Origin of the sequence: Cellulophaga omnivescoria, assembly GCF_027915275.1 — a bacterium.
In the GTDB taxonomy this organism is placed as follows: Bacteria; Bacteroidota; Bacteroidia; order Flavobacteriales; family Flavobacteriaceae; genus Cellulophaga; species Cellulophaga omnivescoria.
In genome coordinates this window covers 286,131-298,517 of record NZ_CP115819.1, presented here as the reverse complement: position 1 = coordinate 298,517, position 12,387 = coordinate 286,131, and the positions used below count along the sequence as shown (strand labels likewise).

The following is a 12,387-nucleotide window of genomic DNA, read 5'->3' as shown; positions in this document are numbered from 1 at the left end:
TTTCTACAGCTTTTCGGTTTGCAAATGTAGTGTAAATTTTAAAGTCTAACTACTTTATCTATACCGTTAATTTTCTTTAAATTGTTAATAAGCTTAATTAAGATAGAATTATTTTTAACTACAACCGTTATTTTTCCTGAGAAAGTGCCGCCATCTGTGCTAAAGTTTACGCTTCTCATATTCACGTGCATTTGTTGAGAAATAATAGAAGTTAAGTCACTAATTAAACCAATATTGTCTATTCCGGTTAATTTTATATTTGCTGTAAATTCTTGCTGAGAAGAATCTATCCACTTAGCTTGTATAATTCTATATGCATAATTAGATTGTAAAGATATGGCATTTGGACAATTTTTAGTATGTACTTTAATACCTTCGTTTACACTAATAAAACCAAAAACATCATCACCAGGTATTGGGTTACAACACTGTGACAGTTTATATTTTAATTTTTCTTCTTCTTTACCAAAAACTAACTGATCATACTTTGCAGTAATCTCTTCTTTATCTATGTTTTCTGGTGTTGTATTTCTTCTAATTCTATTTTTAAAGAAACTGATAAAGGCGTTGCTATATGATGATGCAAAATCTTTAATTTGATTATTATCTATAGAGCCAGTGGCAATTCTGTAAAACAAATCTAAGCTTGTTCTTAGTTTAAAGTGAGACACCATTTTGTTTATAGTATCTTCATTAAAACTAATTTTTTGCGATTTTAATTTACGACGAAGAATTTCCTTACCTTCTTCTGCAATTTCTTTTTTCTCTTCTCTTAATGAAGATTTAATTTTAGATCTTGCGCGTGCTGTAGTAGCATAGTCTAGCCAGCTTTGGTTAGGTTTGCTTTTTTCTGATGTAATTACCTCTACTTGGTCTCCACTATGTAAAATAGTATTTAAAGGTACAAGCTTGCCATTTACTTTAGTTCCTCTGGTCTTTAATCCAATTTCAGAGTGTATATGAAAGGCAAAATCTAAAGAAGTTGCACCTTTTGGTAAGGATTTTAAATCTCCTTGTGGTGTAAAAACAAATATTTCTTTAGAATATAGGTTTAGTTTAAATTCCTCTACAAAATCTACCGCATTTGTATTGGCATTTTCTAAAGCTTCTTGTAGTCTATTTAACCAAACCTCTATGCCTTGTTCTTTTTGGTCTCCGTGTTTGTATTTAAAGTGTGCAGCATATCCTTTTTCTGCAATTTCATGCATACGCTCACTACGTATTTGTACCTCTACCCATTTGGCATCTGGTCCCATAACGGTAATGTGCAAGGCTTCATAACCCGTAGATTTAGGAGAAGATATCCAATCTCGTAAGCGTACGGGGTTAGGAGTAAAATTGTCTGTTACTACAGAGTAAATTTTCCACGCTAAAAATTTTTCATTTGCTTTATCTGATTTGTAAATTATTCGAATAGCAAACTTGTCATAAATTTCATCAAAAGGCACATTTTGTACTTTCATTTTTCTACGAATAGAAAAAATAGACTTCATACGGCCTTTAATGGTGTAATTTAATCCTTCTTTATCTAAAGAGTCTTGTATGGTATGCGAAAAAGAGTCTATGTATTCTTGTTGCTCTTCTTTAGTTTCTTCAATTTTATCTAAAATGTCATTATAAACTTCGGGCTCTGTATACTTTAAACTTAAATCTTCAAGTTCTGTTTTTATGTTGTAAAGTCCTATTCTGTGTGCAAGAGGCGCATAAATATAAAGTGTTTCAGAAGCTATTTTTAGCTGTTTATGCTCTGGCATAGAATCCATAGTGAGCATATTGTGATAACGGTCTGCTATTTTAATAATAATAACCCTAACATCATCATTTAAGGTTAAAAGCATTTTTCTAAAATTTTCTGCCTGTTGGGATACATTCATATCCTTTTTTAGGTGAGCAATTTTAGTTAAACCATCTACAATTTTAGCTACAGTTTCACCAAACAAACGCTCTATATCTGCAAGTGTATATTCTGTGTCTTCTACAACATCATGCAGTAGTGCAGAGGCTATAGATACAGCATCTAACCCTATTTCTGAAGCTACAATTCTTGCAACAGCTATTGGGTGAAAAATATAAGCTTCACCAGATTTTCTGCGTTGGTCTTTGTGTGCATCTACAGCAATTTCAAAAGCAGATCTAATGAGTTTTTTATCTTCATCAGAAAGTGTTAAGTAACTAACGCGTAGTAATTCTTTATACTGGCGTGTAATTTCTTTATTTTCTTTTTCTATTTCAGCTTCTGTCATATAAACTAAAATTACATTAAAGTTTGTTAATAATCAACAAAAATTATTTTTTTAAATTGTTAATTCTGTCAATTAAAGTAGGGTGAGAGTAGTTCATGAAAACATACGCAGGGTGGGGTGTAAGATTACTTAAACTTGTTTTAGAAAGTTTTTTTAATGATGTTATTAATGGCATAGATGCATATGTATTTTTTGCATAATCATCTGCTTGGTATTCAAATTTTCTAGATAAGTAGTTCATTATTAAGCTTGTGATTTCTGATATAGGACTGTATAAAATACCAAAACCAATTAATGCAGCATGAAAACTTGGTACATCTACACCAATGGCTAAAGAAATACTAGGTGTATTTATAAAGATAGATAAAATGTATAATGTTAAGCCCGTAAGTAAAATTGATGCTGTTAAATTAAATAAGATATGTTTGCGTTTGTAATGCCCAACTTCATGCGCTAAAACGGCAATTATCTCCTCTTCATTTAAATCTTTTACAAGCGTATCATACAATGTAACCCTTTTTTGCTTACCAAAACCAGAAAAATATGCATTTGCTTTTGTAGATCTCTTAGAGCCATCTATTATAAAAATATTTTGTAGCTCAAACCCAACTTTTTGGGCATACTCTTCAATTTTGGTTTTTAGACTGCCATTTTCTAAAGGCGTTTGTTTGTTAAATAGCGGCACTATAAGCTTGCTATAAAACATATTCATAAAAATTGAGATGATAGAAATTACTACCCAAGCATATATCCAAAAATTTGTTCCTGCCCAATTATAAAACCAAATTACTAGCGCCAAAAGGGCACCGCCAATAATAGCTGTTAAAAACCAACTTTTAATTAAGTCTATAAAAAATAACGTTTTAGTAGTTTTATTAAAGCCAAATTTTTCTTCTATTACAAAGGTGCTATAGTAAGATAATGGTACGTTTAAAATACTGTTTCCTATCATTATAATACCAAAAAAAATAATTGCAATTAAAATGGGGTTTTCTGTTATACTACGGGCAAAATTATCTACCCATGCAAATCCTCCAAAAAGCAAAAAAGAAATGGTTAATAGTACAGAAAAGCTGCCAGAAAAAACTCCAAATCTATAGTTGGCAGTCTTGTAGCGCTGAGATTTAATGTATTCTTCTTCATTAAAAATACCGTTTAATTCTTGCGGTATGGCTTCTTTAAATTTTTTAGCATTTAAATAATCTACAACTGCATCTATTGTAAACTGCAATACAATAATGCCTAGTATTACATAAAAAAGAATACTCATATATATAGTTATTGGTGGTGGTTTGGTTTTGTAAAAATAGTAAATACTATCTTCTTTGTCGTTTAGCTTCAAAAATAACTACAGCTGCAGCAACAGAAACATTCATAGAGTCTATTTGCCCTTCCATAGGAATTATAATATTTTGGTTAGAGTTGCTTAACCACTCTTTTGATAAACCAGTAGCCTCTGTACCAACTACAATGGCAGATCCGCTGGTATAATCTACAGTTGTATATGTTTTTGAAGCGGTTAATGCAGCGCAATACGTAGCAATATTGTTTTCTTTTAAATATGCTATAATTTCTGAAGTAGAGCCCGTTGCAATTTTAGTAGTAAATACACAACCAACACTAGAACGTATAATGTTTGGGTTGTACAGATCTGTTTTAGGATTAGCAATAATAACAGCATCTAAATTTGCTGCATCTGCAGTACGCAATAAGGCACCAATATTACCTGGCTTTTCTGGAGCCTCTGCAACCAAAATTAACGGTTTATTGTTGTAAAGTTCTAGGTTGGTTAAACTGTGATTTTTACTTTTTACAAGTGCTACTACACCTTCTGTAGTAGATCTGTATGCTATTTTTTGGTACACATCTAAGTTAACCTCTATAACATTTGTGGTGCTATTATTTTTAATTAAGTCTGTAATAGCCTGCTCAGAAATTAAATCTTTACAAAAAAACAAGGTGTTAATACTATAGTTTCCTTTTAAAGCAAGTTGTAACTCTCTAGCACCTTCTAGCACAAAAAGATTACTTTTTTTGCGCTCTCTAGACTTGTCTTTTAGTACTAAAGTTTTTTTAATAAGCGGATTTTGTAAGCTTGTTATTTGTTTAAATGTATTCATTACAACAAAAGTAATGTAATATTGTAAATTATAGATTAGCATTACGACGAATTGTAAATTATAACTAATAAATTAAATTTTTTTAAAATGAAGTATTTAGCATTGGCCTTATTTTCTGTGTTTATAGTCTCTTGTAAACAAGATAAAAAACAAATTCCTACAGTGGCAAAAGAGCCAGAAGAAGTATTAGAGGTAGAAATTAATACGTACCCAACTGAATTACAACAGGTTTTTGAGGCTCATGGAGGGATAAATACCTGGAAAAATATGAAAAGTTTAGTTTTTGATATTCCTAAGCCAAATGCAACCGAAACACATACAGTTAATTTACATACAAGAGAAGATAAAATAGTTACCCCAAACCATACTATTGGTTATAATGGTACAAAAACTTGGTTGTTAGATACTAAAGGTGAATTTAAAGGTGATGCTGTTTTTTACCATAACCTTATGTTTTACTTTTATGCAATGCCTTTTGTTTTAGGTGATGATGGAATTGTTTACGAAGAAACTGAACCTGTAGTTTTTGAGGGTAAAGGTTATCCTGGAATAAAAATTAGTTACAATCCTGGTGTAGGCGCATCATACAAGGATTTGTACTTTATACATTTTGACCCTAAAACTAAAAAAATGGCTTGGTTAGGTTATAGCGTTAGTTATAGAAGTGGAGAGGTTAGTAATAAGTACAGTTGGATACATTATAACGATTGGACCACTGTTAATGGTTTGTTACTGCCAAAATCTATTACTTGGCATAATGTAGAAAACGGCTTAATTAAAGATGCAAGAAAGACTGTTGCTTTTGAAAATATAAAAGTTAGTGAAGAGGCTAAACCATCATCATTTTTTGCAAAGCCTGATGCAGCAGTTTTTGTAGAGGGAAAAATACAGGAATAAGTTATTGTAACACACAAAATAAAAAAGCCTCCAAAACGTATGTTTTGGAGGCTTTTATTTTAAGTATACAAAAGAGTTACTCTCCTTTGTTATATTTACCCATATATCTTTTATATAATTCTGTTTGGTGCGTTTCTAAAGACACATCTCTACCATCTATAAAAGCTTTTTGTAGTTTGTTAGTGCGCATTTCTAAGGCATCTCCTTCAGAAATAAATAAGGTAGCACTTTTACCAACAGTCAACGTACCGTGTGTACCGTCAATTCCTAAAATTTTAGCTGTATTACTAGTAATTAATTGCAAAGCTGCTTCTTTTTCCATACCATAAGCTACAGCTTGGCCAGCATAAAATGGTAAGTTTCTGTTCTGGAAGTTTGCTTCACCATTATTTTGTATCCCAACTAGCAAACCACCATCTGTTAATAACTTAGCCATTTTGTATGGTAGGTCATAATCATCATCGTTGTTGCTAGGCAAATTATGCATTGCTCTTACTAAAACAGGAATATTGTTCTTTTTTAGAAAGTCTGTTATTTTGTAAGCATTATATCCGCCAACTAAAACAACATTTTTAATATCATTTTCTTTTAAAGTTGTTACAGCGTCTATAATTTCTTTTTCACCATCTGCATACACATATAATTTTTGTTTTCCAGAAAAAAGTCCTTCCATTGCGGCAAACTCTTGATGAAAAGGTTTAGCAGTGGTTTCATTATAAGCTTTAGCGTTTACAATAAAATCTACTACTTTAGAGATGTCTTTTGTGTAATTTTTATTTGGTTGTAAACCTCTTGGCTCACCCATCCACCAACGACCTCTTCTGTAAGAGTTTGGCCAGTGCAAATGTATACCATCATCAGTTTTAACTGCTGCATCTTCCCAGTTCCAAGCATCTAACTGTACAACGGAAGATGTACCTGGTATTACGCCACCTCTAGGAGCAATTTGTGCCATAAGCACACCATTAGGACGCATACTTTCTATTACTTTAGATTCAGAGTTGTAAGCAATTAAACTTCTTACGTGCGGAATCATTCCACCAATTTCTGCTTGGTCATCACTTGCTCTTACGGCATCTACCTCTACTAAACCTAAAACTGTGCAAGCAGCAATAAAACCAGGATAAACGTGTTTGCCTTTGGCATCAATAACCTTTCCTTTGCGGGCAATTCTCATTTTAGCATCTCCTACAAAGGTAATTTTACCACCTTCAAACATAATAAGAGAATTTTCTATAACTGTGCCATCACCTAGGTGAGCAACGGCTCCCTCTATGGTAATGGCTTCTTTTTGTGGGCTAGCAGGTGTTTGTTGTGCAAACCCATTTGCACTAAGGCAAAGTACTAGCAGTATGTATATAATTTTTTTCATTTCTGTAATTTTATATGTTGTCTATTACGCTTACCACTCCGTGTCCATAGTGTCACAATGGAACTTAGGTTTTTGTTTCTTAATAGGCTTTTGTGTTGGTTTGCCACCTTCTTTTTCTTCAAGCATCATAGTAATAAGCTTGTTTCTTTCGTTTTTAATAGCAGCTCTTTGTTGTTTGTCTTTTTCTAAATCAAAATATACAACACCTTCTATTAAAGTTTTTTCTGCTTTAGCGTAAACAGATAGTGGGTGGTTGTTCCAAAGTACTAAATCTGCATCTTTACCTTCTTTAATACTCCCTACACGATTGTCTAAGTGTAATAATTTAGCAGGGTTAATAGTTACCATTTTCCAAGCCTCTAGCTCTGTCATATCTCCGTATTTTACAGTTTTGGCAGCTTCTTGGTTTAATCTTCTAGACATTTCTGCATCATCACTGTTAATGGCAACAGTAACACCCTGGCTCTGCATTATTGCAGCATTGTATGGTATAGCGTCATTAACCTCATACTTGTAAGCCCACCAGTCACTAAATGTAGATGCACCAACCCCGTGTTCTTTCATTTTATCTGCAACCTTGTAACCTTCTAAAATATGTGTAAAAGTGTTAACTTTAAAGTTAAACTTTTCTGCAACTTTCATTAACATATTAATTTCTGACTGTACGTAAGAGTGGCAACTAATAAAACGTTCTCCGTTAATAATTTCGGCAAGTACTTCCATTTCTTCATCATAACGGTAAGGTTGGCCACTTTTTTTCTTTTCATCATATTCTTTTCCGCGCTGAAAATAATCTATAAACATTTGCTCTACACCCATTCTTGTTTGTGGAAAACGAGAGCGACTGCCCCAGTTACTTTGCTTTACATTTTCACCTAAAGCAAATTTTATAAACTTAGGAGAATTATCATAAATCATTTTATCTGCACTTTCTCCCCATTTTAACTTTAGTAAGGCAGAACGTCCGCCAATTGGGTTTGCAGAACCATGTAATAACTGAATAGAAGTAACACCACCAGCCAGATTACGGTAAATATCAACATCTTCATTATCTACTACATCTTCCATTTTAACTTCAGCAGAAGAATTTTGTCCGCCTTCATTAATACTTAAGCCTGCAATGTGCGAGTGTTCATCTATAATACCAGCCGTTAGGTGTTTTCCGGTAGCATCTATAACTGTTGCTCCGCCAGCATTTAGGTTGGTGCCTATTTTTACAATTTTACCTTTTTTTACAAGTACATCTGTATTTTTTAGTATGCCAGCCTCTTCACTAGTCCAAACTGTAGCATTTTTAAATAAAATATTTTCTTGTTTAGGTTTAGTAGTATAGCCATAACCAACATTAGGGTAGGTAACAGGCATTAATTCTGGTGTAGATATATCTTTTTTATCTTTATCTTTTTTATCTACGTCTCCAGTTTTTGTGGCAACAAAGGTAGACTCAGATCCATTTGGTAAAACAAGCTTACCGCTAATGTTGGTAGAGTTAGGAGTAACAATACCTGTCATTCTATATCTTTTTTCACCTTCATTAGTTGTAAAAGCAAGGTCTACCCAATTTTCTTTGTATGAGAATTTAGATTTAATGGTGGTAGAGTCTTGTTTTAAAGTTGCAGATGGCTTATCTGTAGCTCCTTTAATTTCTAACTTATAAGTTGTGCCATCAATAGCTAAATTGTAAGAACCACTTATATCTTTTACGTCTTTGTCTGTAATTACATTTTTTTGTCCCTGAACCCAGTTTTCATAAAGGGTAGTGTTTTTATCAAAAATATCTCCAGAGGTAATTAAAAAGTTTGCATAACTACCATTTTTAAGAGAACCTATTTGACCAGACTTTCCAAGTATTTGTGCTGGTACAGTTGTTAAAGCTTCTAACGCTTTAGTTTTAGGTAAACCATATGCAATTGCTTTTAATAACTTGTCTTTAAAAGCAGCAGGAGATTTTAGATCATGTGTAGTAAACGTAAAAGGAATACTGTTATCTGCCAATACTTTTGGGTTAGATGGTGCTTGGTTCCAACGTCTCATATCTGCTAAAGAAACATTATCTGCTTGGTATGGGTTAGATACATCATAGGCATCCGGAAAATTTATAGGTAAAATGTAAGTTGCATTTGTAGCTTTAATGTCTGCAATACTTTCGTATTCATTACCGCCAGCTAAAATTACATACTGTATGTTGTTTGCGTCTCCAATTTTATCTGCTCTAAGCGCGTGACCTTTGTCACCAGCTTCAAAAATTTGAACCAAACCTTTGTTTTTATTTAATGCTTCTAGTGACAAGTCTTTTGTTTCACTATTGCCGTTAGCGTACCAAGCGGCATCAGAATACATTTGTCTTAATAAAGCTAAAGAACCCATTAAGGAAGATGGGTAAGATTGATTTTTTACTGCGCTTCTTGTTAAAGAGAAGTATTGTGCAGATCTGTCGTCTATTATACGGTCACTGTTTGTACCATCATCATTAAGAGTAACAAGTATACCTGTACCGCGGGCAATACCATCTTGTATATGCGAGTTTACTACTCCAAAGCCAGCTTTTTGGTATTCGGCAGCTTTTTTAGCGTCAAATTTAAAAACACTTAAAGCATTGTTTTCAGGCATTATGTGGTCATTCCAATAATAGCCGTGTCTTGTGGCTTCGTACTGTGTAGATCTACCGCCAGAGGCTTTTGGTTTTTTAATACCAAAGTCCGAGTATATATCTATAAATGATGGGTAAATAGATTTTCCTTTTAGGTCTACTGTTACTGTATTTTTAGGTACAGTTACACTTTTGCCAACTTGTACTACTTTTCCGTTTTTAATAAGTAGTGTTCCGTTTTCTACAATTTGTGTTGGAGTAACAAAAATTTTAGCGTTTGTAAAGGCGGTGTAATTATTGTTTTTGGATTTTACACCAGTGTTTGTAGGGAAATAATCCTGTGCAAACACGGTAGCACTTGCCAAAAATAAGGCAAGCGATAGGAGTCGTATTCTCATATCGGTTTCTTTTTGAGTTGATTAGTAAATTAGTCTGTCTAAAGATAGATAAACAGTCATTTGAAAGTTGTAATAAAATGTTAAAATTACGTTGCTTGTTTGCTTATAAATTCAAGTTAATAATACGTAATTGGCTTTTATAATGAGTGTTTCTGATGATAAGCAACTAATAATGTTACTATTCTGCTATAACTTTTCATTCCATCTTTTTGGTTATTCGCTTTTAAAAAAGTACTGTAAACAGATTTTAAAACGGGTTCCATTGGATTTTCATAATTATTCCAAAAGGTACTTAACTCTTGATAGTTTTTTTTAACTCCAATATTTAATTTCGCATAAAGCTGATTAAATAGCTCAGGATCATTATATCTAATATCACTTAAACAGTAACTAAGTGCATAAGAATAAGCAGCATATTTAAAGTATTTGTCTTTATTGTTTACAGTTACTAAATAGCCAATAAAATTAGTTTCATTTTCTGCCGAATAGCCAATTTGGTGTCCGGCTTCATGACCTGCAACAACAGGATATCTGTATAAGGGTATTTTGCCATTAACTTGTGCTTCATTAGTAAACGGATTTAAATAACCGCCATAACCTGCATAGCTTAATCCTGTACTAAATAATGATGTTTTTAAACTAGGAGTTTGGTAATTAAATAGTGGATATTTTTTTTGCAGTTCTGTATATCCTATTGTGGTTAGGTTGTATATTTCTTCTTTACTATATGGCATTACCACAGCTTTGGTACTATCTGCGGTAATAGAAGTGTGTATGGTATTTGTTTTTTTTATTAACCTAGAAACAAAAGATTCTAATTCTGTTATAGAATGGTTTTCATTTATGCTAAACGTTTTATACAACGGCTCTCTGTAATAGTTTAATCCCCAGCAAAAATGAAAAGTAAAATATGCAATTGATAATACAACTACTATATTTCTTAAAAAAACTAATGGTTTTTTCTTAATATACTGTCGTTTAGTAATAAGGTATTTAATAGTAAGAATAATAAGGCTAGCATATAAAATATCACCAACAGAAAAAGGTATCCAACCTAATAAATACCTAAAAAAGATAGAAATGTATTGGTACAAACCATTACTGTAATATTCTTCAATAAAAGCAGGGTAGTTAGCCAACCATTTTACGAATACAATTTGTACCGGTAAAAAAAGAGCAATACCATTTTTTAATTTAGACTTCATTATATCAAAAATAAGCAATACAAGGTATAAAATCGTTTTCTATTATGTAATTTTGAAGTCTAGAAAATAAAAAGAAATGAGTAAAGATATAAGAGAGTTAGAACCTAAAGCAGTTTGGAACAAATTTGCAGATTTAAATGCCGTGCCAAGACCTTCTAAAAAGGAAGAGCGTGTAATACAGTTTATGTTAGATTTTGGCGCTTCTTTACAACTAGAAACTTTAAAAGATGAGGTTGGTAATGTTATTATTAGAAAACCAGCAACACCAGGTTTAGAAAATAAAAAAATGGTTACGTTGCAGTCCCATTTAGATATGGTACACCAAAAAAATAACGATACTATTTTTGATTTTGATACACAAGGTATACAAATGTATATAGATGGTGACTGGGTTAGGGCTAAAGGAACCACATTAGGCGCAGATAACGGTATGGGTGTTGCTACAATTATGGCTTTATTAGAAAGTACAAATATACCACACCCTGCACTAGAGGCCTTGTTTACTATTGATGAGGAAACAGGAATGACAGGAGCAATGGGTTTAAAAGGTGGTGTTTTGCAAGGAGATATACTTTTAAATTTAGACACAGAAGAGGATGATGAAATTGATATAGGCTGTGCAGGAGGTGTAGATGTTACAGCAAGAAGAATTTATGAACTAGAGCCTGTGCAAGCAAACTTTACTGGTTATAAAGTTACGGTTAAAGGTTTAAATGGTGGCCATAGCGGTATGGATATACACCGTGGTTTAGGTAATGCCAATAAAATAATGAATAGGTTGCTGTATAATATAAGTTTATACACAGATTTAGCCATTTCTGAGATTGATGGTGGTAGTTTGCGTAATGCAATACCAAGAGAAAGTAATGCTATTGTTGCTGTAAAAGTTACAGATGAGTTTTTGGCTAATTTTGAAAAATTGGTAAATACAATTAAATCTGAATTAAAAGTTACAGAACCAAATTTAGTGATTTCTTTAACGGAGGTTTCCTTACCCGAAAGTGTTATGGAAAAAGATGCTCAGCAAAAAATGCTACGTGGTATTTATGCAGCGCATAATGGTGTGTATGCTATGAGTGCAAGTATGGCAGACTTGGTAGAAACATCTAATAACATAGCAAGAGTTATAGTAAAAGACGGAGCAATTAAAATTGGTTGTTTAACTAGGTCATCTGTTAACTCTGGAAAAATGGATTTAGCTTACGCATTAAAATCTGTTTTTGAATTGGCTGATTTTAAGGTAGACTTTAGTGGTGATTATCCTGGGTGGAACCCAAACCCAGATTCAGCTATTTTAAAAGTGTTAAGTGCACAGTATAAAACCGTTTTTGGTACAGACGCTAAAGTTGTTGCTTGCCATGCTGGTTTAGAATGTGGTATTTTAGGACAAAACTATCCAGATATGGATATGATTAGTTTTGGACCAACTATAAAAGGAGCTCACTCACCAGATGAACGTGTTAGTATATCATCGGTACAAAAGTTTTGGAAATTTACTTTAGAAGTGCTAAAAAATAGTCCGGCTTAAAGCATTATATAACTTTATTAAAAAAATCCCCATT

8 protein-coding genes are annotated in these 12,387 nt (G+C 32.7%); 2 read left to right on the top strand and 6 right to left on the bottom strand.

What is annotated here, in order from left to right; all coding sequences use genetic code 11:
* Positions 1–38: 38 nt before the first annotated feature.
* Genes PBN93_RS01370 through PBN93_RS01360 form a run of 3 tightly spaced genes read right to left on the bottom strand, consistent with a single transcriptional unit; the run spans position 39 to position 4,363 of the window.
* The gene (locus tag PBN93_RS01370; protein ID WP_077398721.1) at positions 39–2,243 is read right to left on the bottom strand and encodes a RelA/SpoT family protein; all 2,205 of its coding nucleotides are present in this window, start codon (positions 2,241–2,243) and stop codon (positions 39–41) included.
* Between the two features lie 43 nt (positions 2,244–2,286).
* Entirely contained in the window at positions 2,287–3,513 is a 1,227-nt protein-coding gene (locus tag PBN93_RS01365; protein ID WP_408612192.1) for a M48 family metallopeptidase, read from the bottom strand.
* A 46-nt stretch (positions 3,514–3,559) separates the two neighbouring features.
* Positions 3,560–4,363 (bottom strand): TrmH family RNA methyltransferase, encoded by an 804-nt coding sequence (locus tag PBN93_RS01360; RefSeq protein WP_171974445.1) that lies wholly within the window; start codon positions 4,361–4,363, stop codon positions 3,560–3,562.
* An 87-nt stretch (positions 4,364–4,450) separates the two neighbouring features.
* Between PBN93_RS01360 and PBN93_RS01355 the strand changes: the two genes are divergently transcribed.
* Positions 4,451–5,260, top strand: coding sequence for a DUF6503 family protein (locus tag PBN93_RS01355; RefSeq protein ID WP_077398718.1), 810 nt, complete (start codon positions 4,451–4,453; stop codon positions 5,258–5,260).
* A gap of 76 nt (positions 5,261–5,336) precedes the next feature.
* On the opposite strand, the gene PBN93_RS01350 is transcribed toward PBN93_RS01355, so the two are convergent.
* The 3 genes from PBN93_RS01350 to PBN93_RS01340 all read right to left on the bottom strand — a co-directional run bounded on the left by PBN93_RS01350 (position 5,337) and on the right by PBN93_RS01340 (position 10,825).
* Complete coding sequence (locus tag PBN93_RS01350) at positions 5,337–6,632, bottom strand: amidohydrolase family protein (protein ID WP_271081234.1); 1,296 nt, start codon at positions 6,630–6,632, stop codon at positions 5,337–5,339.
* Positions 6,633–6,662: 30 nt separating this feature from the next.
* Positions 6,663–9,620: an amidohydrolase family protein gene (locus PBN93_RS01345; RefSeq protein ID WP_077398715.1), complete on the bottom strand. Its 2,958-nt coding sequence runs from the start codon at positions 9,618–9,620 to the stop codon at positions 6,663–6,665.
* A gap of 137 nt (positions 9,621–9,757) precedes the next feature.
* A complete protein-coding gene (locus PBN93_RS01340; RefSeq protein WP_077398713.1) occupies positions 9,758–10,825 on the bottom strand; it encodes a DUF3810 domain-containing protein in 1,068 nt (355 codons plus the stop codon).
* 76 nt (positions 10,826–10,901) lie between these two features.
* Here PBN93_RS01340 and PBN93_RS01335 point away from each other — a divergent pair, with 76 nt between their 5' ends.
* A complete protein-coding gene (locus PBN93_RS01335; protein WP_271081233.1) occupies positions 10,902–12,353 on the top strand; it encodes an aminoacyl-histidine dipeptidase in 1,452 nt (483 codons plus the stop codon).
* Positions 12,354–12,387: the final 34 nt, after the last annotated feature.